Source organism: Variovorax ureilyticus (assembly GCF_037889935.1).
GTDB lineage: Bacteria > Pseudomonadota > Gammaproteobacteria > Burkholderiales > Burkholderiaceae_C > Variovorax > Variovorax ureilyticus.
In genome coordinates, this window is the sequence record NZ_JBBKZU010000001.1 from 344,491 (window position 1) to 370,110 (window position 25,620).

Below are 25,620 nucleotides of genomic sequence, written 5' to 3' on the forward strand. Positions count from 1 at the left end.
GCCTCGAATCACCATGAGCAACGTCCACCTTCTCGACCATCCCCTCGTCCAGCACAAGCTCACGCTCATGCGGCGCAAGGAGGCCAGCACCAACAGCTTCCGCCGACTGCTCAACGAAATCAGCATGCTGATGGCCTACGAGGTCACGCGCGACATGGTGATGCAGGACATCGAGATCGAGACCCCGCTGGAGACGATGAACGCCAAGGTCATCGACGGCAAGAAGGTGGTGCTGGTGTCGATCCTGCGCGCGGGCACCGGCATCCTCGACGGCATGCTGAGCGTGATTCCGGGCGCGCGCGTGGGACACATCGGCCTCTATCGCGATCCGAAGACCCTGACCGCGGTGGAGTACTACTTCAAGATGCCCGGCGAGATGGAAGAGCGCGACGCGATCGTGGTCGACCCGATGCTGGCGACCGGCAACTCCGCCGTGGCCGCGGTGGAACGCCTGAAGGAACTCAATCCGAAGTCGATCAAGTTCGTTTGTCTGCTGACCTGCCCGGAGGGCATCAAGACCATGCAGGAGGCGCACCCGGACGTGCCGATCTACACCGCCGCGATCGACCGCGAACTCAACAGCCACGGCTACATCCTGCCCGGGCTCGGTGACGCAGGCGACCGGATCTTCGGAACGAAATGAGCTCGGGAATGAGCTCGCCCCTAGGCTGCGCGCACTTCGTGTCGCTTCGCCAACCCCCTACCGGGGGCGACACCGGCGGCCCGGCGAAGCCGGTTCCGCGGTGTCCCGCGGCTGGGCTGTGATCCAAAAAAAGGTTTTTTACTCGAGGAGAAGCATTGTGAAATCACGCCGCCAGATGATCGTCCGTTCGGTCGCCCTTGCCGCCGCTCTCGCGGCGGGCGCGCCGGGTCTCGCGCTTGCGCAGCAGAAGCTCAAGGTGGCGGCGGTCTACACCGTGCCCTTCGAGCAGCAATGGGTCGGGCGCATCCACAAGGCGTTGAAGGCGGCCGAGGCGCGCGGCGAGATCGAGTACACGGCAACCGAGAACGTGGCCAATGCCGACTACGAGCGCGTCATGCGCGAATACGCGCAGGCCGGCAACCAGCTCATCTTCGGCGAGGTCTTCGGCGTCGAGGCGGCTGCGCGCAAGGTCGCGAAGGACTTCCCGAAGACCGCCTTCGTGATGGGCTCCTCGCTCAAGCCGCAGGCGCCGAACTTCTCGGTGTTCGACAACTACATCCAGGAGCCGGCCTATCTGTCCGGCATGGTCGCTGGCGGCATGACCAAGACCAACAAGATCGGCATGGTCGGCGGCTTTCCGATTCCCGAAGTCAACCGGCTGATGAACGCCTTCATGGCCGGCGCGAAGGAAGTGAATCCGAAGGTCGAGTTCAGCGTGAGTTTCATCAACAGCTGGTTCGATCCCCCCAAGGCCAAGGAAGCCGCCTTCGCGATGATCGACAAGGGCGCGGACGTCATGTATGCCGAGCGCTTCGGCGTCAGCGACGCGGCCAAGGAGCGCGGCAAGCTCGCCATCGGCAACGTGATCAACACGCAGGACAAGTACCCCGACACGGTCGTCGCGTCGGCGCTGTGGAATTTCGAGCCCTCGGCCGATCGTGCGATCAAGCTGGTGAAAGAAGGCAAGTTCACCGCCGAGGACTACGGCCAGTTCTCGACCATGAAGTACAAGGGCTCGGAGCTTGCGCCGCTGGGCACGTTCGAGCCCAAGGTGCCGGCGGACATCGTCGCCAAGGTCAAGGCCAGGCAGGCCGACATCCTCTCGGGCAAGTTCACGGTGAAGGTGGACGACAGTCAACCCAAGTCGACGGCAAGGTGAGCGGCACGGGACGCCGCCAGTGACGGTCCTGTCCCTGCGCGGCATCACCAAGCGCTTCGGCGCGCTGGTGGCCAATGACGACATCTCGCTCGACCTGCAGACGGGCGAGGTGCTCGCACTGCTCGGCGAGAACGGCGCGGGCAAGTCCACGCTGATGTCGATCCTCTTCGGCCACTACGTCGCGGACGCGGGTCACATCGAAACGTTCGGCCGGCCACTCGCGCCGGGCAATCCCAAGGCGGCGCTGGCCGCGGGAATCGGCATGGTGCACCAGCACTTCACGCTGGCCGACAACCTGAGCGTGCTCGACAACGTGCTGATGGGCACCGAATCGCTCTGGCAGCCCTTCTCGCGGCGTTCCGCCGCACGCACCAAGCTCATGGACGTGGCGCAGCGCTTCGGCCTGCCGGTGCAGCCGGACGCGATGGTGGGCAGCCTGTCGGTCGGCGAGCGGCAACGGGTGGAGATCCTCAAGGCGCTGTACCGCGATGCGCGCGTGCTGATCCTCGACGAGCCCACGGCGGTGCTCACGCCGCAGGAGAGCGAAGCGCTGTTCGGCACGCTCTCGCAGATGGTGGCGCAGGGCCTGTCGATCATCTTCATCAGCCACAAGCTGGCCGAGGTGATGCGCGTGTCGCACCGCATCGCGGTGTTGCGCGGCGGCAAGCTGGTCGCCGAGGCGCAGACACGCGAGACCACGCAGGCCCAGCTCGCGCTGTGGATGGTGGGCCATGCGATCGCAGGCACCACGCGAAGTCCCGCCAGGCGCGTGGGCGACGCGGTGTGCGTGCTCGACCATGCGCGCACCGACGGCGACGGGCATGACCGGCTGCGGGACGTGACGCTCACGCTGCGCGCCGGCGAGATCACCGCGATCGCGGGTGTTTCCGGCAACGGCCAGGTGGCGCTGGCGGAACTGCTCAGTGGCACACGCAGAGCCACCGCAGGCACGGTCAGGCTCATGGGACGCGATCTTCCGCCCTCGCCCGCCAGGCTGGTGCAGCGCGGCGTGGCGCGCATTCCCGAAGACCGGCATGCGGTCGGCGTGATCGGCGATCTGCCGCTGTGGGAAAACGCGGTGTCCGAACGCCTGCGCAGCCGCGCCTTCTCCCACTGGCGATTTTGGGTGCGACGCGGTGCCGCGAAGGCGCACGCGCGCGCGGTCGAGAAAGCCTTCGACGTGCGCGGCGGCGGGCTCGATACGCCGGCACGTTCGCTCTCCGGCGGCAACATGCAGAAGCTGATCCTCGGGCGTGCGCTGCTGACGCCGGCATCGGTCGCGGCGCAGAACCGGCTCGCGCGGCTCATCGTCGCGCACCAGCCCACCTGGGGCCTCGACATCGGCGCGGTCGCCTATGTGCAGCAGCAACTCGTGGCGGCACGCGACGCGGGCGCGGCGGTGCTGCTGATCTCCGACGATCTGGACGAGGTGCTCACGCTCGGCGATCGCGTCGCGGTAATGCATGGCGGCCACCTCGGCGAGCCCCGCGCGGCCTCCGCCTGGACGCGCGAAGCGATCGGCCTCGCGATGGCGGGCTCCAAGGCATGAGGCTCGAACGCCGGCACGCGATTTCCCGCACCGCGCTGCTGGTCGCACCGGTCGGCGCGATCGCGTTCACGCTGCTGGTGAGCACGCTGCTCGTGCTCTGGGCCGGTGCGCCGGTGGGCCGCACCTACGCGTTGCTGCTCAAGGGCGGCTTCGGCTCGGTCTTCGCATGGAGCGAGACGCTCACCCGCGCGATCCCGCTGGTTTTGACCGGCCTTTCCGCGACGGTGGCCTTCAAGGCGCGCGTTTTCAACATCGGGGCCGAAGGCCAGCTCTATGCGGGCGCGCTGGCCGCCGTCGCGGTGGGCGGCATGCACGGCGGCAGCGGCTTCGACCTGCCGGCATGGCTGCTGTTTCCGCTGATGATGCTGGCGGCGGCGATCGCGGGCGCGCTGTTGCTGCTCGGTCCGGCGCTGATGAAGAACAAGCTCGGCGTCGACGAGGTCGTGACCACGCTGCTGATCAACTTCATCGTGCTGCTCGGGGTCTCGGCGATGCTCGACGGGCCGATGAAGGACCCGACCGCGATGGGCTGGCCGCAGAGCGTGTCGCTGCAATCGGAACTCGAACTGGACAAGCTCATCGCGCAGACGCGGGTGCACACCGGGCTGCTCTGGGCCGCGTCCCTGGCGGTGATCGTCTGGGCGCTCTTCAAGTACACGGTGATCGGTTTCGACATTCGTGCGGTGGGTGCGAATGCGCGCGCCGCCGCGTTCGCGGGTGTGCCGGTCACGCGCACCGTGGTGCTCGTCGCGCTGATCTCGGGCGCACTCGCGGGGTTGGCGGGCGCGATCGAGGTTGCCGGGCGTACCAGCTACGTGACGCTCGACATCTCGCCGGGCTACGGCTACAGCGGCATCGTGATCGCGATGCTCGCGGGGTTGAACCCGTTGGGCGTACTCGCGGCAGCGATCTTCGTGGCGGGCGTGCTGGTCGGCGCGGACACCATGAGCCGCGCGATCGGCGTGCCGACCTACATCGCGGACGTGATCGTCGCCGCCTCGCTGATCGCCGTGCTGGTCGCGACGCTGCTCACCCAGTACCGAGTGCGCTGGAAGTAGTTCGATGAGCGAGATCACGGACATCCTCTCGAACGCCGCCTTCTGGGTCGCGGTGCTGCGGATCGCCACGCCGCTAATCTTCGGCACGCTCGGCGTGCTGCTGTGCGAGCGGGCGGGCGTGCTGAACCTCGGCATCGAGGGGATCATGGTCGCGGGCGCCTTCGCCGGATGGCTGGCGGTCTATGCCGGCGCCCCGCTTTGGGCGGGTGTCGGCGTGGCAGCGCTGACGGGCGCGGTGTTCGGCCTGTTGCATGCGCTTCTCACGGTGGGGCTCGCGCTCTCGCAGCATGTGTCGGGCCTCGGGATCACGCTGCTCGCCACCGCATTGAGCTATTACGGCTACCGCGTGAGTTTTCCTAAGGTCAACACCCCGCCTACCGTCGCACCGTTCGCGCCGATGGAGTGGCTGCACGTCCCCGTACTGGATGCGCAGACGCCGCTGACCCTGTTCGCGCTGCTGCTGGTGCCGGTGGTGGCCTACGTCCTCTACCGCACGCCATTGGGGCTCGCGGTCCGGATGGTCGGCGAGAACCCGCAAGCCGCCGAAGGGCAAGGCGTATCCGTCGCGGCCACGCGCACGGGCGCGATCGTGGCCGGGTCGGCGCTGATGGGTGTCGCCGGCTCGTTCCTCACCCTGTCGGCGTTCAACGCCTTCTTCTTCAACATGATCAACGGGCGCGGCTGGATCTGCGTCGCGCTGGTGGTGTTCGCGTCGTGGCGGCCCGGCAAGGCGCTGGTAGGCGCGCTGCTGTTCGCCTTCTTCGACGCGCTCCAGTTGCGGCTGCAGCAGTCGGGCGATGCCCTGCTCCCTTACCAGATCTACCTGATGCTTCCGTACCTGCTGTCGATCCTTGCGCTGGTGCTCGTGGCACGCAAGGCGAGCTATCCACAGGCACTCATGAAACCGTACCGGAAGGGAGAACGCTGATGCTCGACCTGCTTGTCCAGAACGCCACGCTGCCCGACGGCCGCAGCGGCATGTCGATGGCCGTGAAGGATGGCCGTATCGCCGAAGTGACACCCGGCCTCGATGCACCCGCCGCAGAGAAACTCGACGCCGGCGGCCTGCTGATTTCGCCGCATTTCGTCGACCCGCACTTCCACATGGACGCCACGCTGAGCTACGGCTTGCCGCGCATCAACGAAAGCGGCACGCTGCTCGAAGGCATCGCGCTGTGGGGCGAGCTCAAGCCGCTGCTGACGGCCGAAGCCTTGATCGAACGCGCGCTGGCCTACTGCGACTGGGCGGTCGCCAAGGGCCTGCTGGCGATCCGCAGTCACGTCGACACGAGCGACCCTAGCCTGCTCGCGGTCGATGCACTGCTCGAAGTCAAGCGCCGCGTGGCGCCGTATCTCGATCTCCAGCTCGTCGCCTTTCCGCAGGACGGCGTGCTGCGCACGAAAGGCGGCGTCGACAGCCTGAAGCGCGCGCTCGACAAGGGCGTGGACGTGGTCGGCGGCATCCCCCACTTCGAGCGCACCATGGCCGACGGCGCCGCCAGCGTGAAGCTGCTGTGCGAGATCGCCACCGAGCGCGGCAAGCTCGTGGACATGCATTGCGACGAATCGGACGACCCCCACTCGCGCCACATCGAAACACTGGCCTTCGAGGCGCAGCGACTCGGGCTGCAGGGCCGCGTGACCGGCTCGCACTGCACCTCGATGCATTCGATGGACAACTACTACGTGAGCAAGCTGCTGCCGCTCATCGCCGAGGGCGGCGTCAGCGTGATCGCGAATCCGCTGATCAACATCACGCTGCAGGGCCGCCACGACACCTATCCCAAGCGCCGCGGCATGACGCGCGTGCCGGAACTGATGGCCGCCGGTGTCAACGTCGCCTTCGGTCACGACTGCGTGATGGACCCGTGGTACGGCATGGGTTCGGGCGACATGCTCGAAGTCGCGCACATGGGGCTGCACGTGGCGCAGATGACCAGCCAGCGCGGCATCCGGCAATGCTTCGACGCGGTCACGACCAACGCGGCGAAGGTGTTCCACCTGGACGGCTACGGGCTCGAGGCCGGTTGCGATGCGAGCTTCGTGCTGCTGCAGGCGCGCGATCCGGTGGAGGCGATCCGCCTGCGCGCGACGCGGCTCAAGGTGTATCGCAAGGGCAGGCTGCTGGCCGAAACCCCGGCGGCCACCGCGGCGCTGCATGTGCCGGGCCGCGCGGCTTCGACGGCCTGGATGATCCCGCGCGCCTGACCGGTCCGGCCATCAGGCCGCATCGGCCGCGTCATGGTCGCGGCGCCACTCCCCCGGCGGCTTTCCGACCAGCCGCTTGAACGCGCGCGCGAAGGCCGCCTCGGATTCGTAGCCCACGTCGAGCGCGATCGCCGCCACCGTCGCGCGCGTTTCGAGCAGCAGCCGCGCGGCCGCCTGCATCCGCCACTGCGCGAGGTACTGGATAGGCGGAATGCCCACCAGGTGCGCGAAGCGGTCGTGCAGCGCCGAGCGCGACAGGCCCACCTGCCGTCCGAGTTCGTCGATCGTCCAGTCCTGCGCGGGCTGTTCGTGCATCAGCGCCAGCGCGCGCCCGACGAAGCGGTCGCGCAGGCCGGCGAGCCAGCCGGCGCTCTGCGTGGGCAGGCTGTCGGCATAGCGGCGCACCGCATCGACGAACATCATTTCGCTCATGCGCGCCAGCATCGCCTCGCCGCCGGGGCGCCGGGCGTGCGATTCGGCCACCGCCTGCTGAGTGAACTGCGCGATCCATGCGCCCTCGCCGTTCGCGCGCAGATGCAGGAGGCGCGGCAGCGCATCGATCAGCGGATTGAAGGGCTGCAGGTCGCATCCCAGGAAGCCGCAGACGATGGTCACGTCCGCGTCAGCCTCGACATGCGGAAGCCATTCCGGCGATGCCGAATGGGTGATGCTGGAGCCGTTGTAGGCCACGCCCAGCGGAAGCTGGCCGATGCTCTCCATGCCCGGGAACCAGCCCAGGCCCGCGTCGCCGCGCATGCCGGGCGCGCTCGACACCACGTGAGCATCGCCGTGCGGGAACATGACCACATCGCCGGCCAGCAGATGGGCCGAGGGCCCGCCGGGAATGCCTGCCCAGCAACTGCCCTTGGCGACCGCGTGGTACTCGATCACGTGGTCCACGCCGCGCATCAGCATCGGCGCGAGATCGCGGGCGGGCGGTGCCTCGGCGGCCCAATCGCTGCTGCCGCTGACGCTGAAGAACACCGCCCCGCGAAGACGCACGCCGCGCAGCACGTCCGACAGCGTGTCCTGGCTCATGGCGACGTCACCCGAGAGGATCGGGCAAGGCGCCCGGAAGATCGGGCAACCCGCGAAGCGGCCGGCGCGCAACGCAGGACGATCGGACAAGACGTGCGGACTTCAGGTACGGCGAGGCGGCGCGCGAAGGCAAAAAATGCTCCCACTCGCCGTGCGGTGAGCGCGGCGATGACGTCTTCATCGTTTTCACCCCAGGAGCAGCTCATGCCATCGTTGACCTACCTTACGCTGGACAAGGACGTCCGGCAAGTCCAGCAGACCGACGTCGATGCCTTCGCCGCACAGATCCAGGGCGGCGTCCTGCGCATGGGCGATGCGGCCTACGACGAGGCCCGGAAGATCTGGAACGCGACCGTCGACCGTCGGCCTGCGCTGATCGCCAGGTGCACCAGCGCGGCCGACGTGCAGGCCGGCGTGCAGTTCGCCGCAAAGCACCGGATGCTTCTGAGCGTGCGCGGTGGCGGCCACCACATCGCAGGCAATGCGGTCGCCGAAGGCGGGCTGATGCTCGACATGTCAGGCATGAAGACAGTCGACGTCGATGCCGCGAAGCGCACCGCGCGCGTCGGCGCCGGCGCGCTCCTCAGCGACTTCGACAAGGCCGCGCAGGCGCACGGCCTCGCGACGCCACTGGGCATCAACTCGACCACCGGGGTCGCGGGCCTCACGCTGGGCGGCGGCTTCGGCTGGCTCACGCGGCGCTACGGGTTGACCGTGGACAACCTCATGAGCATCGACGTGGTCACCGCGGACGGCGCCAGGCGCACCGCCTCGGCGACCTCCGAGCCGGATCTCTTCTGGGCAATGCGCGGCGGCGGCGGCAACTTCGGCGTGGCGACTTCGTTCGAGTTCAAGCTCCACCCGGTCGGGCCGGAGGTGTACTCGGGGCTGGTGGTCTACCCCTTCGCGCAGGCGCAGAAGGTGCTGCGCGCATGGCGCGACTTCAACAGGACGTCGCCCGACGCGCTCAGTGTCTGGACCGTGATGCGCAAGGCACCGCCGCTGCCCTTCCTGCCCGAATCGGCCCACGGAACCGAAGTCGTGATCTTCCCGCTGGTGTACTGCGGCGAGATGAAGGACGGCGAAGGCGCCGCCGCGCCGGTGACGAAGTTCGGGGATCCGATTGCGGTCGCGCTCGGGCCGAACCCCTACGCCGGCTTCCAGACCGCTTTCGACCCGCTGCTTGCGCCCGGCAGCCGCAACTACTGGAAATCCAACAACTTCAGTGACCTCAGCGACGAAGCGCTCGACATGCTGATTGCGAACATCGGCCGCCTGCCCGGGCCGGCATGCGAGATCTTCATGGCGCAGCTCGGCGGCGCGATGGCACGGGTGAAGCAGTCGGAGACCGCCTTCCCCGGCCGCGATGCGCACTACATCATGAACGTTCACGGCCGCTGGGACGATCCGGCCGACGACGACAAGGTGCGCGACTGGGCACGCCGTGTGTTCCAGGAGGCCGCGCCGCACGCGACCGCCAGCGGCTACGTCAACTTCCTGACGGAAGACGAGGCGGCGCGCGTCGAGGGCAGCTATGGCGCGAACTACGCGCGGCTGCAGACGGCCAAGCGGAAGTACGACCCGGACAACCTCTTCCGCATGAACCTCAACATCGCACCGTGAGGAGCCACAGTGAGCCTCGTCGATCATCGCGGAAGCAGGATCACCGGCGCCACGCCCGAGGCGCTCGCCGCATACGAACGGGCGCTCACTGCGTTCCAGGGCTGGCGCACCGGGGTCGATGCGGAACTGGCGATGGCGCTGAGAGAAGCCCCCTCCTTCGTCATGGCGCACGTTCTGCGCGGCTACCAGTTCATCTGCAGCCGCGATCCTCGGCAGGTGCGGCGCGGGCATGAAGTGCTGGCCCTTGCGGCAGCAAAAACGGCCAATCCGCGCGAGCGAATGCACCTGGCCGCCATCGCGGCCGTGCTGGCCGACGACTACGAAGGTGCGAAGTCGCGGCTCGGCGAATTGCTCGACGAGCATCCGAGGGATGCGCTCGCGCTGCAGGTCGCGCATGCATTCGACCACGTCACCGGCGACGAGGCCCGGATGCGCCACCGCGTGGCGTCGGTGCTGCCGGCGTGGTCGCCCGATCTGCCCGGCTATCACACCATCCTGTCGATGCAGGCCTTCAGCCTGGAGGAAAGCGGCGAGTACGCGCACGCTCAGGACGTGGCACTGGCCGCCCTCGAACTCGACCCTCATGACGCCCGGGCGCACCACGCGATGGCGCACATCTTCGAGATGACCGGGCAGGCAGACGCCGGCGTACGGTGGTTGCGCCGGCACGCCGCCGCGTGGAGCGAAGGGACCGTCGTCGCGACGCATTGCTGGTGGCACCTGGCGCTTTTTCATCTGGCACGTGCCGAGTGGGGGCACGCGCTCGCGCTGTACGACGAGCGCGTACGCGGCGGTCGTTCGCCGGCGATCGCGGACCTGATCGACGCTGCGGCGCTGTTGTGGCGGCTCGACTTTCATGGCGTCGATCCAGGCGCTCGCTGGGTCGAACTCGCCGCCGCCTGGGCCGCGCACATCGACGATGGCTTCTGCAGCTTCAACGACCTGCATGCGGCGCTTGCCTTTGTCGGTGCGCGCGAATGGGGTCTCGCGCGGCGGTTGGAGATATCGCTCGTCGACGCGCAGTCGAAACGCACGCGGCACGGGAACGCCACGCGCGAACTCGGCCTTGCGTCATGCCGCGCGATGATCGCCTTCGGCCGCGGAGACGACACGCTGGCGGTCACCCTGCTGGCCAGCCTGCCGGCACTGGCCCATCGGCTCGGGGGAAGTCATGCCCAGCGCGACGTGCTGCACCTGACACTGCGCGAGGCGGTCGAGCGCGTCTGCGCAGTGGCCCGCCGATCGCTGCAAAGCGCCTGATCCATCACGAGCACGAAAGAGGCCGCCATGCAGTTCGCTTCCCAGCACGTCGAGATGCTCCAGGACGCCCCTTTCTTCCGCGAGAGCGGCAATGGGCCCGGCGTGGTCTGCATTCATTCGAACGCCAGCACGTCGTCGCAATGGCGCGCACTGACCGACCGGCTGAGCCCGCGCTTCCGGGTGTTCGCGGCGGATTCGATCGGCGCCGGCAAGAGCCCCGCATGGCCTGCGAATCGCGCGGTCACGCTGCGCGATGAAGTCGCGCTGCTGGAACCGGTCTTTGCGGCAGCAGGGCATCCGTTCTTTCTGGTCGGCCACTCGTACGGGGCGGCGGTGGCGTTGATCGCGGCGCTGTCGTTTCCGGATCGGATCCGCGCGATGGTTCTCTACGAGCCGACCCTCTTCGCCGTGCTCGAGCAGGAATCCCCGGCACAGCCTGCGGCGAACGGCATCCGCTCGGCCGCCGACGACGCGGCGAAATCGATCCGCGCGAACGATCCGATGGCGGCCGGCGAGCGTTTCATCGACTACTGGATGGGCGATGGGGCCTGGCAGTCGATGCCCGACGCGCGACGCGCGCAGATCGCCGGCAGCATGCACAACGTCGCGGGCTGGGCACGCGCCCTGTTCACCGAGCCGACACCGCTGCGCGATTTCGCGGGGCTCGACATTCCGGTCTTGTACGTGCTGGGCGCCCGGTCGCCGGCCTCGACGCATGGGGTTGCGCGACTTCTGACCGGCGTCCTGCCTTCGGTCACGGTCCTGGAATTCACCGACCTCGGCCACATGGGACCGGTCACGCACCCGGACGTCGTGAACGAGGCGGTGGAAGCCTTCCTGCTGCGCAACTGAACGTGCCGATCGTCACAAAGCGCTACCGCCCGCGACCGACCGGCAGTGGCCCTCTGGCGACGCCGCCCGCTGCGTGGTAATTTGCATGGCCCCCGCTTCAGCGTCGCAGACGCGAAGGAGCCCGCCATGACAACCGCCATGAATCCGCCCGTCGCACCGGGCGAACCGGCCCCCGACTTTGCCCTGCCGGCAGTCGCCGATGCCGACACCATCTCGCTGGCGGACTATCGCGGCCGAAGTCCCCTTTTCCTGGCGCTGATGGTGGGTCTGTGGTGCCCCTTCTGCCGACGGCAGCTCGTCCAGCTCGGCAGCCTCGACGACAAGCTGAAAGCCCTGAATGTCGAAAGCCTCGCCGTGGTGGCCACGGCGCCGGAGAACGCCCGGCGCTACTTCAAGTTCAGGCCGACACGGTTGCGGCTGGCCTCGGACCCCGAACTCTCGACGCATCGGGCGTACGGGGTGCCCAAGCCGGAGGCCACGCCGGACCTCATCCAGGCACTGGAACAGATCCGCGTGAACCCGTTCGGCGACCTGCCAGAGGCGCTGCCGATTTCCGAAGCCGCCAAGGTGTTCCAGGATCGGGACGGCTACGTCAACACGCCGACCGACAACGCCGATGTCGAACGACAGTGGCCGCAGCTCAAGGCCTATTTCATGATCGACCGCGAAGGCATCGTGCGCTGGGCGGACATCGAATGCAGCACCGAAGGCCTGGGCGGCATCGGCAAGCTGGCATCGGAAGACGTGATCCTCGGCGCGGCCCGGGCGCTGCATTGAAGCGGCGCCGGCGCTTTCAGGGCAGCGCCGCCACCGCGCACCACATGTGCACCTTCGAGAGGTACGCGCCTTCGAGCGCGACGGCGTAGGGTTCGACGCCGAACGGCCTGAAGCCGCAGCGCTCGTACAGCGTCTGCGCGGCGGCGTTGCCTTCGGTCACGGTGAGCTGCACGAGCTTGACGCCTGCCCGTGCCGCAGCCTCGTCCAGCAGCGCGGCCACGAGTTGCCGCCCGAACCCGGCGCCGCGCGCGGATTCCGCCACGTACATCCCGAACAGGTCGGCCTTGTGCCTCGCCTTTTCGCGGGCCTGGAACTGCAACCCGGCGGCGCCCACCAGCACGTCGCCATCGAAGGCGCCGAACACCACCTGGTCGGCCGCTTCAGAAGCATCGAGGCGCTTGCGCCACCATGAAAGCGGCAGTGCTGCGCGCTCCGCGACCGTCGAGGTGAATGCGTCCGGATGGCGCGCATAAGCTTCGAGCATCAGCGCGCGATAGCACCCGGCATCGGCGGGAAGCAGGCGACGTATCGTCACGTCACACCGCCGGTGCGATCGCTTCGGCGTATTCGTACAGCGCACCGAGGATTTCCTCGCCGCGCTCGTCCGCCTTCTCGGCGAGCGTGTCGATCTCTGCGAACAGCTCGTCGACATTGCGCGCACCGCCCTCGCCTTCGAGCAGCCGCGCCACGCGATGCGCCTCCCAACGCTCTGCTTCTTCTTCCGTCAGCGTTTCGACGAAATTGCGGGCGCGGTAGCGGAAAAGCAATTCTTCGAGCCTTGGGTCGTCGAACGCGGTGCGTGCCTGCGCGTGCACGAGTTGCGCCGGTGACAGGCTGCGCAGTTCCGTGAGCCGCCGGCGATCGCCATTGCCGACGAAGCCGCCATAGAGGTCCTCGTCGACATCGGGCGTACCTTCCTTCGCACGCTCGAAGACGCGCTGCCAGATGCCGGTCATGTCGGGCAGCGAAGCGGCGATGGCCGCATTGCGCATGGCAGCGTCCATGTCGATGCTCCATCGCGTGGCCATGGCCGGCGCGAGCGTGCGCAGGTTGCCCACGACCATGGGCGACTTGTTCAGGTGCACGCTCTTGATCGGCAGCCGCGTCACGCCTTCCGGCAGATCGGCGGTCCGCGTGAAAAGACGAAGCCGCATCGTCTCCGCGTCGAGCCCGCCCAGCTCGCTCGGGTCGTGCGCAAGGTCCCAGGCAAGCAGCTCGTTGCGATTGGTCGGATGACTCGCCAGCGGCCACATGACCGCGAGGCACCCGCGCTCGGCGGGGAACATGCCGGAGACGTGCAGGAAGGGCCGCATGCTTTCCTTCGTCGCCGGAAGACCCAGTTCGCTGGCCACGCGGTCCTTGCGGTGCAGTGCGAAGGCGAAGTCGAACAGGCGCGGCTGCCGATCGCGAATCAGGCGCGCCAGGGCGATGGTCGCGCGGACGTCGGACAAGGCGTCGTGCGCCGCCTCGTGCACCAGGCCGTTGGCACGGCTCAGGTCCTCGAGCTTGAAGCTCTGGGTGCCATCCGCCTTCCTCGGCCATTCGATGCCGTCGGGGCGCAGCGCATAGGTCAGGCGCACCACGTCGAGCAGGTCCCAACGGCCGCAGTCGTTCTGCCACTCGCGCGCATAGGGGTCGATGAGGTTGCGCCAGAAGAGAAAGCGCGTGACTTCGTCGTCGAAGCGGATCGTGTTGTAGCCCACGCCGATGGTGCCGGGCTTCGAAAACGCGCTTTCGATCCGCGCGGCGAATTCGTGTTCGGGCAGGCCGTGCTCCAGGCATTGCTGCGGCGTGATGCCGGTGATCAGGCAGGCCTCCGGGCTCGGCAGATAGTCCGGCGCGGGCTTGCAGTAGATCATCATCGGCTCGCCGATCTCGTTGAGCTCGGCATCGGTTCGGATGGCGGCGAACTGCGCCGGCCGGTCACGGCGCGGCACGGATCCGAAGGTTTCGTAGTCGTGCCAGAGAAAAGTGTGAGGAGCCATCGTCAAAGCAAAGGGGAAAACAAGCGCGCCGTGGCTTCGCCCAGGCGCTTCGGGAAACTCTGGTGCCGGTTGCCGCGCACGGGCGAGGCGTTGCGCAGGTCGGTCTGGAACTGCGTCACCAGTGCGCCCGTGAGGGTTGGACCGTAGATCACGGCCGACACTTCGAAATTGAGTCTGAAGCTGCGGTTGTCGAAATTGGCGGTGCCGATCATCGCGCAGTTCTCGTCCACCACCAGCGTCTTGGAGTGCAGCATCCGCGCCTTGTATTCCCAGATCTTGACGCCGGCGGAAATCAGCTCGTCGTAGTACGAACGGGCAGCGGCGCTCACGACGAGGGAGTCGCTGCGACGCGGCACCAGCAGCCGCACGTCGACGCCGCGCAGCGCGGCACTGGTGAGCGCCATCAATGCCGGCTCGGTGGGCACGAAGTACGGCGTGGTGAGCCACGCGCGCTGCTCCGCTGAATGGATCGCGTCGACCTGGATGCGATGGATCGCCTCGACCGCGCTGTCGGGGCCGCTGGTGACGATCTGCACCGGGATGTCGCCTACGCCGTCCTCCGCGTCGACGCGCGGGAACATGGTGTCGATCGCCCGATGCACATGTCTCAGCGTCTCGCCGGTGGCGTAGGTCCAGTCCTCGATGAACGTGGTCTGGAGCCAGCGAACGGCGCTTCCCTCGATCTTCAGGTGGACATCGTGGTAGGCGTCCGGACGCGTGCGCGCATCTTCTTCATCGGTGATGTTGACGCCGCCGGTGAAGCCGATGCGGCCGTCGCAGACGACGATCTTGCGGTGCGTCCGGTAGTTGGTCACCGGACGCAGACGCCGGCCGATGCGCGTGTCGTGGAACAGCGCCACATGAATTCCGGCCTCGCGCATCGGCTCCATGAACTTGCGGCCGACGCGCTTGGAGCCGAGCGCATCGAGCAACAGGCGCACCGTCACGCCTTGACGCGCGCGCTCGATCAGCAGGTCGCGCAGCGCGGTGCCGATGTTGTCGGGCTCGAAGATGTAGTACTCGAGATGCACGTGGTCCCGTGCCTGGCGGATGCAGTCGAAGATCGCATCGAAGGTGCGTGCACCGCCCGACAGCAGCTCGACCGACGTGGCCGTCGACACCGGCAGGCCGCAGGCCGCCGTACCCAGGGCAGCCAGCTTCCGCAAGGTGGGCGGCGCACGCTTCGATGCGTCCCGCAGCCTGGCGATGTCGCCCGGCGCCTGCTCGATGGCACGGCTGCGAAGGCGCCTGAGCCGCTGCTTTTTCAGGCGCTGCGGCCCGAGGAAGTAGTAGATGAGAAAGCCGACGAATGGCAGCAGCGCGAGCGAGAGGATCCAGCTCATCGTCGACACCGGCGCCCGCTTCTGCATCACGATCCAGACCGAAAGGATCGCGATATAGCCGCTCCACGCAAGGGAGAGGCCTGTCTTCCATTCCTGATTGAGTTCGGGGAGGATCAAGGCGAGAGGTGGCTGAAAAAGAAAAAGGCCGGTAGCCCGATGCTACCGGCCTTCGATGGCCTTCCAGACTCGCCGATCAGCCTGCTGCAGTTTCTTCTGCTTCCGGCTTCGAGCGTCCTTCCTTCTTCGGAAGCGGCTGGATGTCGAGCACGACCTCTTCCTTGTCGTCCAGATCGACCGTCAGGCGACCGCCTTCCTGCAGGCGACCGAACAGCAGTTCGTCGGCCAAGGCACGACGGATCGTGTCCTGGATCAGACGCTGCATCGGGCGCGCGCCCATCAGCGGATCGAAGCCCTTCTTCGCGAGATGCTTGCGCAGCGTGTCGGTGAACGTGACGTCCACCTTCTTCTCGGCCAGCTGCGTCTCGAGTTGCAGCAGGAACTTGTCGACCACGCGCAGGATGATCTGCTCATCGAGCGACTTGAAGCTCACGATCGCGTCCAGGCGGTTGCGGAACTCCGGCGTGAACAGGCGCTTGATGTCGCCCATCTCGTCGCCGGCCTGGCGCGGGTTCGTGAAGCCGATGGTCGACTTGTTCATCGTCTCGGCACCGGCGTTGGTGGTCATGACGATGATGACGTTGCGGAAGTCGGCCTTGCGACCGTTGTTGTCCGTCAGCGTCCCGTGGTCCATCACCTGCAGCAGCACGTTGAAGATGTCCGGGTGCGCCTTCTCGATTTCGTCGAGCAGCAGCACCGCATGCGGCTTCTTCGTGATCGCCTCGGTCAGCAGGCCGCCCTGGTCGAACCCCACGTAGCCCGGAGGCGCGCCGATCAGGCGGCTAACCGCATGGCGCTCCATGTACTCCGACATATCGAAGCGGATCAGCTCGATGCCCATGATGTAGGCGAGCTGGCGCGCCGCTTCGGTCTTGCCGACGCCGGTGGGGCCGCTGAACAGGAACGAGCCGATCGGCTTGTCGTCGCGGCCGAGGCCCGAGCGGGCCATCTTGACCGCGGAGGCGAGCACTTCCAGGGCCTTGTCCTGGCCGAACACCACGCTCTTGAGGTCGCGCTCGATGGTCTGCAGCTTGCCGCGGTCGTCGTTCGACACGTTGGCCGGGGGAATGCGCGCGATCTTCGCGACGATTTCCTCGACCTCGGTCTTGCTGATGGTCTTCTTGCGCTTGTTCGCAGGCAGGATGCGCTGGGCCGCGCCAGCCTCGTCGATGACGTCGATCGCCTTGTCGGGCAGGTGACGGTCATTGATGTACTTGGCGCTCAACTCGGCGGCGGCCTGCAGTGCGGCCGGGCCGTACTTGACGCCGTGATGCTCCTCGAAGCGCGACTTCAGGCCCTTGAGGATGTCGACCGTCTCGGCCACCGTCGGCTCGACCACATCGACCTTCTGGAAGCGGCGGGACAGCGCCGCATCCTTCTCGAAGATGCCGCGGTATTCGCTGAACGTGGTGGCGCCGATGCACTTGAGCTGGCCGCTCGAAAGCGCCGGCTTCAGCAGGTTCGATGCATCCAGGGTACCGCCCGAAGCGGCGCCAGCGCCGATCAGCGTGTGGATCTCGTCGATGAACAGGATCGCGTTCGGCTTGTCCTTGAGCGACTTGAGCACGCCCTTGAGACGCTGCTCGAAATCGCCGCGGTACTTCGTGCCCGCGAGCAACGCGCCCATGTCGAGCGAGTACACGTTCGATTCGGCAAGGATTTCGGGCACATCGCCTTGCGTGATGCGCCACGCGAGCCCTTCCGCGATCGCCGTCTTGCCCACGCCGGCCTCGCCGACCAGCAGCGGGTTGTTCTTTCGACGGCGGCACAGGATCTGGATCACGCGCTCGACCTCGTACTCGCGGCCGATCAGCGGATCGATCTTGCCTTCCTTCGAAAGCTGGTTGAGGTTCTGGGTGAACTGCTCGAGAGGAGACGACTTCTCGTTCTTCTCGCCGCCGCCCTCCTCGCCCTCGCCGGACGAGGCGTCGCTGCTGCCCTTGGCTGCTTCCGGCGGATCGCTCTTCTTGATGCCGTGGGCGATGAAGTTCACGACGTCAAGGCGCGTCACGCCCTGCTGGTGCAGGTAGTACACGGCATGCGAGTCCTTCTCGCCGAAGATCGCCACGAGCACGTTGGCACCGGTGACCTCTTTCTTGCCGTTTCCGGTCGACTGCACGTGCATGATCGCGCGCTGGATGACGCGCTGGAAGCCCAGCGTAGGCTGGGTGTCCACGTCATCGGTGCCCGCAACCTGCGGCGTGTTGTCCTTGATGAAGTTGGTGAGCGACGCCCGCAGGTCGTCGACATTGGCCGAGCACGCACGCAGGACCTCCGCGGCACTCGGGTTGTCCAGCAAGGCGAGCAGCAGGTGCTCCACCGTGATGAACTCGTGGCGCTGCTGCCTGGCTTCGACAAAAGCCATGTGCAAGCTGACTTCCAGTTCCTGGGCAATCATGTGATTTCCTTTTGGCCTTGCTGTAAATATTCCGCAGATGGGTTGGAGCGCAATTTATTCAACCGGTTCGCTGACGCATTGCAGCGGGTGCCCGGCCTGGTGGGCTGCTTCCATCACCTGATTCACCTTGGTCGCCGCCATGTCGCGGGAGTACACGCCGCACACGCCGCGCCCATCGAGATGGATCTTGAGCATGATCTGCGTGGCTGTTTCCCGGTCCTTGTTGAAAAACTGCTGGATCACGACGATCACGAATTCCATCGGCGTGTAGTCATCGTTGAGCATCACCACCTGGTACATCTGGGGTGGTGCAGTCTTCTGCGGCCGCCGTTCGAGCACGACCGAGTCGCCGTCGTCGCCGGCCGGCTTCGTGGCCGGTGGCGTCTTGGGGGTCGGGGGGATTCTGGTAGCCATGAAAATCATTTTATAGAGCAGCCGCGCATTGCACTTGCGGCAGGGGGACAAGTGGTGGCGGCTTTGTGACATTCAAGGCGAATCGCGGGCGGAACCGGTCGCCAAGCCATGCAAACGCCGTGCCTTCAGTCCCGGCAGAACTCTCCATATCGGGCGATCGCAGCGAAAAGAAAGCCCCGGCGCCTTGCGAACGCCGGGGCCTGGTGCCTGCGGTCCGGAACGTCCCGGACGCGGCTTACATGTTGTCGATCATGACCTGCCCGAATCCGGAGCAGCTGACCTGGGTGGCGCCTTCCATCAGGCGCGCGAAGTCGTAGGTCACCTTCTTGCTCACGATCGATTTCTCCATGGCACTGATGATCAAGTCGGCGGCCTCCTTCCAGCCCATGTGGCGCAGCATCATCTCGGCCGAGAGGATCTCCGAGCCGGGGTTCACATAGTCCTTGCCCGCGTACTTGGGCGCAGTGCCGTGGGTGGCCTCGAACATGGCGACGGTGTCGCTCAGGTTCGCGCCAGGGGCGATTCCGATGCCGCCGACCTGCGCCGCCAAGGCGTCTGAAATGTAGTCACCGTTCAGGTTGAGCGTCGCAATGACGCTGTACTCGGCCGGTCGGAGCAGAATCTGTTGCAGGAACGCATCAGCAATCGAATCCTTGACGGTTATTTCTTTACCGCTTTTCGGGTTCTTGAGTTTCATCCACGGACCGCCGTCGATGAGTTCGGCGCCGAATTCCTTGGCCGCCAGGCCGTAGCCCCAGTCACGGAACGATCCCTCCGTGAACTTCATGATGTTGCCCTTGTGCACGAGCGTGACGCTGGACTTGTCGTTGTCGATCGCGTACTGGATGGCCTTGCGAACCAGGCGCTCGGTGCCCTCCCGCGAAACCGGCTTGATACCGATGCCCGAGGTATTCGGAAAGCGGATCTTCTTGACGCCGAATTCGTCCTGGAGGAACTTGATGAGCTTCTTCGCCTTGTCGCTCTCGGCCTTGAATTCGATGCCGGCGTAGATGTCCTCGGAGTTCTCGCGGAAGATCACCATGTTGGTCTTCTGCGGCTCTTTCACGGGGCTCGGTACACCCTCGAAATACTGGATCGGCCGCAGGCAGACGTACAAGTCCAACTCCTGCCGCAATGCAACGTTCAACGAACGGATGCCGCCACCCACCGGTGTCGTCAGCGGTCCCTTGATCGAAACCACGTATTCGCGAACTGCCTGCAGCGTCTCGTCGGGCAGCCAGACGTCGGGACCGTAGACCTTGGTCGACTTCTCGCCTGCATAGACCTCCATCCAGTGGATCTTCCGCTTCCCGCCGTAAGCCTTGGCCACTGCGGCATCGACCACCTTCAGCATCACCGGCGTAATGTCCAGGCCCGTTCCGTCTCCTTCGATGAACGGAATGATCGGGTGATCAGGCACATTCAGCGAGTTGTCGGCATTGACCGAGATCTTTTGGCCTTCGGATGGGACTTTGATGTGCTGATAGCTGGACATGTGGGCGTCGGCTCCGGATGAAATGAAGACTGGAAGACACTACGTTTCCAATCGCCTGAATACCCTTAGAATTTTAGACGCAACCGGAGGAGCCTGAGGATGTGTCAACCGCGGCCGTATTGGCGCCGTTGTTGACAGACCTTCTGCTGGCCGGGAGGCGTTTTCAACCATTTCCAATGAGGAATCCGTAATGAGCAAAGTTCTCGCAGCAACGATGGCCGGCCTGATCGCAGCCAGTGCCGGTCTGTTCTCGGTTAGTGCGTCCGCACAAGGCGGCTCCACCTCGCAGGAAGCCGCTCCGCCGACCAACACCAAGCCGCAACAGCGCGCCACGGAACGCCGTGCGAGCAAGCCCCAGGGCGAAGTGCGTCCGCAAGGCGGCGACACGCCCAAGACGGCCGAAGGCAGCGGTGGCCTGACCCAGAACAAGGCAACGGCCGCCGGCCAGGCACGCGCCGACACGCGCAGTGACCGTCGCCGCGACAAACAGGGCAACGTGCGCAAGATGAACCCGCAAGGCGGCACGCCTCAGTAAGTCAGGGCTCGTCCCAATGAAAAGCGTTCCATGGGAACGCTTTTTTTTCGCTCATCCCACTGACTCGGCTGTCAGCCAGCCGACAGCAATTGGACCCGAATTAGAGGTAAGCTCGCGGCAATTGGCGATGCCCGCAGACGCGGGCATTGTTGTTTGTGTTGCCGTTTGAAAGCCGATCCATGTTTCAGCGCTTATTCGCTCTTCTCCTGCTGTCCACGTCTTTGATTTTTGCGCACGCGCAGGAGCCGCAAAGCAATCTGCCTCATGTCCGGATAACGGCCGGGATGTATCAAATCGATGCACAAGTCGCCAAAACGGCCGAGCAGCGCCAGACCGGCCTCATGTTCCGCAAGGAAATGCCGCAGGCCGAAGGAATGATCTTTGTCTTCGAGCAGCCGGCGACCCAGTGCTTCTGGATGAAGAACACCTTGATCCCCCTCTCCGCAGCCTTCGTGGCGGACGACGGGCGCATCGTGAACCTCGCCGACATGAAGCCGATGACCGAAGATTCACACTGCTCCAAGGAACCGGTGCGCTTCGTCCTCGAGATGAACCAAGGCTGGTTCGAGCGTAAGAACATCAAGGCCGGCACGAAGCTCGGCAGCGAGCTCTTCGGACAGAGTCGCTAACCCCACGCCTCGAAGCCAACGAAAAAGCCGACCCGCGGTCGGCTTTTTCGTCATTGCGGAGAACCGGAATCAACCGAAGTTCTTCTCGGCAAAGCTCCAGTTCACCAGCTTGGCGAGGAAGGTCTCGACGAACTTCTGACGCAGGTTGCGATAGTCGATGTAGTAGGCATGTTCCCAGACGTCGACGGTCAGCAGCGCCTTGTCGGCGGTGGTGAGCGGTGTGCCGGCGGCACCGGTATTCACGATGTCCACGGAGCCGTCCGCCTTCTTCACCAGCCAGGTCCAGCCGGAACCGAAGTTACCCACGGCAGACTTGACGAACGCTTCCTTGAATGCCGCGTAGCTGCCCCACTTGGCATCGATCGCCTTGGCCAGCGCCCCACCGGGCTCGCCGCCGCCCGCGGGCTTCATGCAGTTCCAGAAGAAGGTGTGGTTCCAGATCTGGGCCGAATTGTTGTAGATGCCGCCGCTGGACTTCTTGACGATGTCCTCGAGCGTCATGTTTTCGAACTCCGTGCCCTTCTGCAGGTTGTTCAGATTCACCACGTAGGCGTTGTGGTGCTTCCCGTAGTGGTACTCGAGAGTCTCCTTGGAGTACTCGGGCGCCAGGGCGTCCATCGCGTATGGCAGGGGAGGAAGAACGTGTTCCATGTTTTTGCTCTCGGGTTGGTTGTGGGATGTTTGATTCTAGAAAGGAAATCACACCCCTGACGTCGCACGCAATTCTTTGGCCGCAGTTCGCAGGACCTTGAGATCGGCGTGGCCATCGGCGAGATGCGCCTGCACTTCGTCGCCAGCCGCCAATCGATCGACGCTGGTGACCGCATGCCCTTGCGCGTCCGTGATGAGCGCATAGCCCCGCTGAAGCACGAGCGCCGGATCCAGCAGGTTCAAACGCAGCGATGCCCGGCTGAGCAAGTCGTGGTGACGATCGAGCGCCATGCGAAGCCGCGAAGGCAGCCCGGTCTGCAGCACCTGCTGCGCATGATCGAGTCGCGCCGTCTTTGCTTGCACGGCGAAATGCATCCGTTGGGCATGATGAGCCAGACGCAGACGCTGGCGCCCCACCAGCTCGGACGGACGGCCGAGCCGTCCCGCTGCAACGTCCAGCCGCTGGCTCGACGCGTCGATCCTCGCGAGGATCGCGTCCCGCAGGCGCTCTTCGATCAGCTCCAGTGCGCCGAGCCAGACATCGCGCGGCGCGGCGACGAGTTCCGCGGCGGCAGTCGGCGTGGGCGCACGTACGTCGGCACAGAAATCGGCGATCGTGAAGTCGGTTTCGTGGCCGACGCCGCTGATGAGCGGCACCGGACTTTTGACGATCGTCCGCGCCAGCATTTCGTCGTTGAAGGCCCAGAGATCCTCGATCGACCCGCCACCACGCACCAACAGGATGACATCGACCTGGGGCTTCAATGCATAGAGCGCCTCCAGCGAGCGCACGAGATCGCCCGGCGCATTTGCGCCCTGTACTGCAGCCGGCGCGAGCACCACCGGAATATGGGGCACGCGACGCCTCAGCGCGGTCACCACGTCGTGGAGCGCCGCGGCACCGAGCGACGTCACCAAGCCGATGGACCGGGGCATCGCGGTCAACGGGCGCTTTCTCGCGGCCTCGAAAAGCCCCTCCGCCTCGAGCTTGGCCTTGCGCTGAAGAAACTGCTCGAACAAAGCACCCTGCCCCGCGCGACGAAGGCTCTCGACGATCAGCTGCAAATCGCCGCGCGGTTCGTAGAGCCCGAGCCGGCCGCGCACTTCGACCTGGTCGCCATCGCGCGGCGTGAAGTCGAGCAGACCCGCCGCGCGACGGAACATGGCGCAGCGCAGCTGCCCGTTCTGATCCTTCAGCGAAAAATAGCAGTGGCCGCTCGAGGCTCTGGAAAAGCCCGAGATCTCGCCCCTGACAACAACCGGGTCGAAGCGCGCTTCGAGCGCGTCCGCGACCGCACGACATAGTGCGCCCACGGCCCAGACGCGCACGCCGCCCGCAGGTGTTTGCTCACGTTCGGTCATGCCGCATCGCTGTGACAGGCTGCGAATCTTCCACAAGCGGCCGTGGGGCCCCTCGATGGAACTCTCCATGTGCATCACAGGCACATGTTCTCGTGCAAGCCATTGATTTCATTGGAAAAAGTGCTGCTCAAATATCGCTCTATCCAGTGAGGCGCCCATCTGGCGCGGCTCCGGCTGGGTTGCTCTGCGCGTTAATCACAAAGTTATCCACAGTTTCTGTGCGTCAATCCCTACATGTGAAGGACACCGGAAACGTGTGCCGGCTCGGTAGATAATCGCCGCGCATTTGCAGTCGATGGGCCGGAGGAATATTTGTTTTCCATCATAGTTGCTGCGGGCTGGCCGATCTGGCCGCTGCTCGCCTGTTCGGTAATCGGCCTGGCACTCGTCATCGAGCGCTTCGCCAGTCTGAAAACCTCGAAAGTCTTGCCACCCAAGTTGCTCGACGAGGCCATCGCGGTTTCTCGCAATTCCGTTCCGGCCCCGGACGTCGTGACGAAGCTGGAGCGCAATTCCAGCCTCGGCGAAGTCCTCGCCGCTGGCTTTCGGGCTTTGAACTCCAATCCGTCGTCCAGCGAAGATGATCTTCGCGTCTCGATGGAAGCTGCCGGGCGCATCGTGGCGCATCGACTCGAGCGCTATCTGCCCGCGCTCGCGACGATCGCCTCCGCCGCGCCGCTGCTGGGCCTGCTCGGCACGGTCATCGGCATGATCGAGATCTTCGGCTCGCAATCGCCCTCCAGCGGCGCGGTCGGCTCCGGCAATCCCGCCCAGCTCGCGCACGGCATCTCGATCGCGCTCTACAACACGGCGTTCGGTCTGATCATCGCGATTCCGACGCTGATCTTCTGGCGCTATTTCCGAAGCCGGGTCGATGAGTATTTGCTCAACCTCGAGCTCGCCGGCGAACGTTTCGCACGTCATCTGAATACGCTGCGCCGATGAGAATGCACTTCCGCCACGGCTCGCGCGACGAGCCGGAGATCAACCTGATCCCGTTCATCGACGTCCTGCTCGTCGTGCTGATCTTCCTGATGCTGTCGACCACCTACAGCAAGTTCACGGAGATGCAGCTTCGGCTGCCGGTGGCCGATGTCGAGGCGGCGCGCGACTATCCCAAGGAAGTGATCGTCTCGGTATCGGCCGATGGCCGCTACGCGATCAACAAGACGCCTCTGCCCGATCGCAGCGTCGAAGCAGTCACGGCGGCCCTGAGCGCTGCAGCCACGGGGGCAAAGGACAACGTCGTCATCATCAGCGCCGACGCCAGCGCGGCGCATCAATCCGTGATCACCGTCATGGAGGCCGCAAGGCGAGCCGGCCTCATGCAGATCACCTTCGCCACGCAGTCGGCCGCCCAGGCGGGACGATAGCCTTGGCTTCGTTGCAGCACGCCTGGCTGCGACGCGGCACGCTGGCGCGGCTGCTCTGGCCGCTGTCACTGCTCTACGGTGGGCTGACCGCTTTGCGGCGCGCCCTTTTCCGGCTCGGCCTCCTGCGGACCGAACGCGTCGACGTGCCGGTGATCGTGGTCGGCAATGTGGTCGCCGGCGGGTCGGGAAAGACGCCGGTCGTCATGGCCATCGTGCGCCATCTGCAATCGCGGGGTATTCGGGCGGGCGTGGTGTCGCGCGGCTATGGCCGATCGACCACCGGCTGCCGCGAAGTGCTGGACGACAGTATTCCTGCCGACGCGGGCGACGAGCCGTTGCTGATACGGCGCTCGACCGGCGCCCCGCTATTCGTCGCCGAACGTCGCATCGAGGCCGCGCGAGCCCTTCGTGCACGCTATCCCGAGGTCCGGGTCATCGTCAGCGACGACGGCCTGCAGCATCTCGCGATGGCGCGCGATGTCGAGATCTGCGTCTTCGACGACCGTGGCGTCGGCAATGCATGGCTGCTCCCCGCGGGACCGCTGCGCGAGAAGTGGCCTCGGAGCTGCGATCTCGTACTGCACACCGGCCGGCATCCGGCCTTCGCGGGGTTCACGGCCAAACGGTCGCTTGCCGACCATGCGCTCACGAGCGACGGCTCCCAGGTGCGGCTGGCCGAGCTTGCGGATCGGAAACTTGCAGCTGTCGCAGCCATCGCGAAGCCCGAGGCCTTCTTCGACATGCTGCGCCAGTACGGCCTGCGCCTCGAACATTGCATCGCGCTGCCGGACCATCACGATTTCGAGGATTGGGCGCCCGCTGCAGCGCAAGGCTGCACGGTGCTCTGCACCGAGAAGGACGCCGTGAAACTCTGGCGCAAGGCACCGGATGTGCTGGCCGTGCCCCTGGTGTTCGAGCCCGAAGCAGCCTTCTTCTCCGCACTCGACGCAAAGCTATCATCGACCGATGGATACCAAGCTGCTTGAACTGCTCGTCTGCCCTGTGACCAAGGGACCGCTCACCTGGAATCCCGAGAAGCAGGAACTCGTCTCACGCAGCGCCCGCCTGGCGTACCCGGTGCGCGACGGCATTCCGGTGCTGCTCGAGAACGAGGCACGGCCCCTGACGGACGAAGAACTGGGCCTTTGATC

The 25,620-nt window shown here is 65.8% G+C and carries 25 protein-coding genes; 16 read left to right on the top strand and 9 right to left on the bottom strand.

Annotation, left to right across the window (positions count from 1 at the left end; translation table 11 throughout):
• The first annotated feature begins 13 nt into the window (after nucleotides 1–13).
• The 6 genes from upp (at nucleotide 14) to WKW77_RS01735 (ending at nucleotide 6,617) form a co-directional block, all read left to right on the top strand.
• On the top strand, nucleotides 14–643 hold the full coding sequence (gene upp / locus WKW77_RS01710) for a uracil phosphoribosyltransferase (RefSeq protein WP_340355096.1): 630 nt from the start codon (nucleotides 14–16) through the stop codon (nucleotides 641–643).
• Nucleotides 644–800: 157 nt separating this feature from the next.
• Entirely contained in the window at nucleotides 801–1,802 is a 1,002-nt protein-coding gene (locus tag WKW77_RS01715; RefSeq protein WP_422823100.1) for a BMP family protein, read from the top strand.
• A gap of 19 nt (nucleotides 1,803–1,821) precedes the next feature.
• Complete coding sequence (locus WKW77_RS01720) at nucleotides 1,822–3,351, top strand: ABC transporter ATP-binding protein (protein ID WP_340355097.1); 1,530 nt, start codon at nucleotides 1,822–1,824, stop codon at nucleotides 3,349–3,351.
• The gene (locus WKW77_RS01725; protein WP_340355098.1) at nucleotides 3,348–4,409 is read left to right on the top strand and encodes an ABC transporter permease; all 1,062 of its coding nucleotides are present in this window, start codon (nucleotides 3,348–3,350) and stop codon (nucleotides 4,407–4,409) included. Before WKW77_RS01720 ends, WKW77_RS01725 begins: the two co-directional genes overlap by 4 nt.
• A gap of 4 nt (nucleotides 4,410–4,413) precedes the next feature.
• Nucleotides 4,414–5,337 carry an ABC transporter permease gene (locus WKW77_RS01730; RefSeq protein ID WP_340355099.1) on the top strand — a complete coding sequence of 308 codons (924 nt, stop codon included), beginning with the start codon at nucleotides 4,414–4,416 and terminating at the stop codon, nucleotides 5,335–5,337.
• A complete protein-coding gene (locus tag WKW77_RS01735; protein ID WP_340355100.1) occupies nucleotides 5,337–6,617 on the top strand; it encodes an amidohydrolase family protein in 1,281 nt (426 codons plus the stop codon). Before WKW77_RS01730 ends, WKW77_RS01735 begins: the two co-directional genes overlap by 1 nt.
• A gap of 12 nt (nucleotides 6,618–6,629) precedes the next feature.
• Here WKW77_RS01735 and WKW77_RS01740 read toward each other — a convergent pair whose 3' ends face one another.
• Nucleotides 6,630–7,655 (bottom strand): AraC family transcriptional regulator, encoded by a 1,026-nt coding sequence (locus WKW77_RS01740; protein ID WP_422823118.1) that lies wholly within the window; start codon nucleotides 7,653–7,655, stop codon nucleotides 6,630–6,632.
• Between the two features lie 204 nt (nucleotides 7,656–7,859).
• On the opposite strand from WKW77_RS01740, the gene WKW77_RS01745 reads away from it, so the two are divergent.
• The 4 genes from WKW77_RS01745 (at nucleotide 7,860) to WKW77_RS01760 (ending at nucleotide 12,167) form a co-directional block, all read left to right on the top strand.
• Nucleotides 7,860–9,278: an FAD-binding oxidoreductase gene (locus WKW77_RS01745; protein ID WP_340355102.1), complete on the top strand. Its 1,419-nt coding sequence runs from the start codon at nucleotides 7,860–7,862 to the stop codon at nucleotides 9,276–9,278.
• 9 nt (nucleotides 9,279–9,287) lie between these two features.
• Entirely contained in the window at nucleotides 9,288–10,538 is a 1,251-nt protein-coding gene (locus tag WKW77_RS01750; protein WP_340355103.1) for a tetratricopeptide repeat protein, read from the top strand.
• 27 nt (nucleotides 10,539–10,565) lie between these two features.
• On the top strand, nucleotides 10,566–11,390 hold the full coding sequence (locus WKW77_RS01755; RefSeq protein ID WP_340355104.1) for an alpha/beta fold hydrolase: 825 nt from the start codon (nucleotides 10,566–10,568) through the stop codon (nucleotides 11,388–11,390).
• A 126-nt stretch (nucleotides 11,391–11,516) separates the two neighbouring features.
• Nucleotides 11,517–12,167 (top strand): redoxin domain-containing protein, encoded by a 651-nt coding sequence (locus WKW77_RS01760; RefSeq protein WP_340355105.1) that lies wholly within the window; start codon nucleotides 11,517–11,519, stop codon nucleotides 12,165–12,167.
• 16 nt (nucleotides 12,168–12,183) lie between these two features.
• Here WKW77_RS01760 and WKW77_RS01765 read toward each other — a convergent pair whose 3' ends face one another.
• From WKW77_RS01765 to icd, 6 genes are all read right to left on the bottom strand, one after another.
• A complete protein-coding gene (locus WKW77_RS01765; protein WP_340355106.1) occupies nucleotides 12,184–12,702 on the bottom strand; it encodes a GNAT family N-acetyltransferase in 519 nt (172 codons plus the stop codon).
• A 1-nt stretch (nucleotide 12,703) separates the two neighbouring features.
• Nucleotides 12,704–14,152, bottom strand: a complete 1,449-nt coding sequence (gene sbcB / locus WKW77_RS01770) for an exodeoxyribonuclease I (protein WP_340355107.1) — start codon at nucleotides 14,150–14,152, stop codon at nucleotides 12,704–12,706.
• Between the two features lie 2 nt (nucleotides 14,153–14,154).
• Complete coding sequence (gene cls / locus WKW77_RS01775; RefSeq protein ID WP_340355108.1) at nucleotides 14,155–15,612, bottom strand: cardiolipin synthase; 1,458 nt, start codon at nucleotides 15,610–15,612, stop codon at nucleotides 14,155–14,157.
• Between the two features lie 76 nt (nucleotides 15,613–15,688).
• A complete protein-coding gene (gene clpA / locus WKW77_RS01780) occupies nucleotides 15,689–18,010 on the bottom strand; it encodes an ATP-dependent Clp protease ATP-binding subunit ClpA (RefSeq protein WP_340355109.1) in 2,322 nt (773 codons plus the stop codon).
• A 54-nt stretch (nucleotides 18,011–18,064) separates the two neighbouring features.
• The gene (gene clpS, locus WKW77_RS01785) at nucleotides 18,065–18,424 is read right to left on the bottom strand and encodes an ATP-dependent Clp protease adapter ClpS (RefSeq protein ID WP_088958998.1); all 360 of its coding nucleotides are present in this window, start codon (nucleotides 18,422–18,424) and stop codon (nucleotides 18,065–18,067) included.
• 235 nt (nucleotides 18,425–18,659) lie between these two features.
• The gene (icd, locus tag WKW77_RS01790) at nucleotides 18,660–19,919 is read right to left on the bottom strand and encodes an NADP-dependent isocitrate dehydrogenase (RefSeq protein WP_340355110.1); all 1,260 of its coding nucleotides are present in this window, start codon (nucleotides 19,917–19,919) and stop codon (nucleotides 18,660–18,662) included.
• Between the two features lie 190 nt (nucleotides 19,920–20,109).
• Between icd and WKW77_RS01795 the strand changes: the two genes are divergently transcribed.
• Together WKW77_RS01795 and WKW77_RS01800 are read left to right on the top strand one after the other, a co-directional pair.
• Nucleotides 20,110–20,454 carry a cell envelope biogenesis protein TolA gene (locus tag WKW77_RS01795; protein ID WP_340355111.1) on the top strand — a complete coding sequence of 115 codons (345 nt, stop codon included), beginning with the start codon at nucleotides 20,110–20,112 and terminating at the stop codon, nucleotides 20,452–20,454.
• Nucleotides 20,455–20,633: 179 nt separating this feature from the next.
• On the top strand, nucleotides 20,634–21,083 hold the full coding sequence (locus WKW77_RS01800) for a DUF192 domain-containing protein (RefSeq protein WP_340355112.1): 450 nt from the start codon (nucleotides 20,634–20,636) through the stop codon (nucleotides 21,081–21,083).
• Between the two features lie 69 nt (nucleotides 21,084–21,152).
• On the opposite strand, the gene WKW77_RS01805 is transcribed toward WKW77_RS01800, so the two are convergent.
• Together WKW77_RS01805 and xseA are read right to left on the bottom strand one after the other, a co-directional pair.
• On the bottom strand, nucleotides 21,153–21,734 hold the full coding sequence (locus WKW77_RS01805; RefSeq protein WP_340355113.1) for a Fe-Mn family superoxide dismutase: 582 nt from the start codon (nucleotides 21,732–21,734) through the stop codon (nucleotides 21,153–21,155).
• A gap of 48 nt (nucleotides 21,735–21,782) precedes the next feature.
• Entirely contained in the window at nucleotides 21,783–23,096 is a 1,314-nt protein-coding gene (gene xseA, locus WKW77_RS01810; protein WP_340355114.1) for an exodeoxyribonuclease VII large subunit, read from the bottom strand.
• 312 nt (nucleotides 23,097–23,408) lie between these two features.
• On the opposite strand from xseA, the gene WKW77_RS01815 reads away from it, so the two are divergent.
• The 4 genes from WKW77_RS01815 to WKW77_RS01830 are packed head-to-tail and all read left to right on the top strand — an operon-like array spanning nucleotide 23,409 to nucleotide 25,618.
• Nucleotides 23,409–24,041 (top strand): MotA/TolQ/ExbB proton channel family protein, encoded by a 633-nt coding sequence (locus tag WKW77_RS01815; protein WP_340355115.1) that lies wholly within the window; start codon nucleotides 23,409–23,411, stop codon nucleotides 24,039–24,041.
• Between the two features lie 2 nt (nucleotides 24,042–24,043).
• Nucleotides 24,044–24,469, top strand: a complete 426-nt coding sequence (locus tag WKW77_RS01820) for an ExbD/TolR family protein (RefSeq protein WP_340355582.1) — start codon at nucleotides 24,044–24,046, stop codon at nucleotides 24,467–24,469.
• Nucleotides 24,466–25,455 carry a tetraacyldisaccharide 4'-kinase gene (lpxK, locus tag WKW77_RS01825; protein WP_340355583.1) on the top strand — a complete coding sequence of 330 codons (990 nt, stop codon included), beginning with the start codon at nucleotides 24,466–24,468 and terminating at the stop codon, nucleotides 25,453–25,455. The genes WKW77_RS01820 and lpxK overlap by 4 nt, the downstream gene beginning before the upstream one ends.
• Complete coding sequence (locus WKW77_RS01830) at nucleotides 25,436–25,618, top strand: Trm112 family protein (RefSeq protein WP_088956854.1); 183 nt, start codon at nucleotides 25,436–25,438, stop codon at nucleotides 25,616–25,618. The genes lpxK and WKW77_RS01830 overlap by 20 nt, the downstream gene beginning before the upstream one ends.
• Nucleotides 25,619–25,620 lie beyond the last annotated feature (2 nt).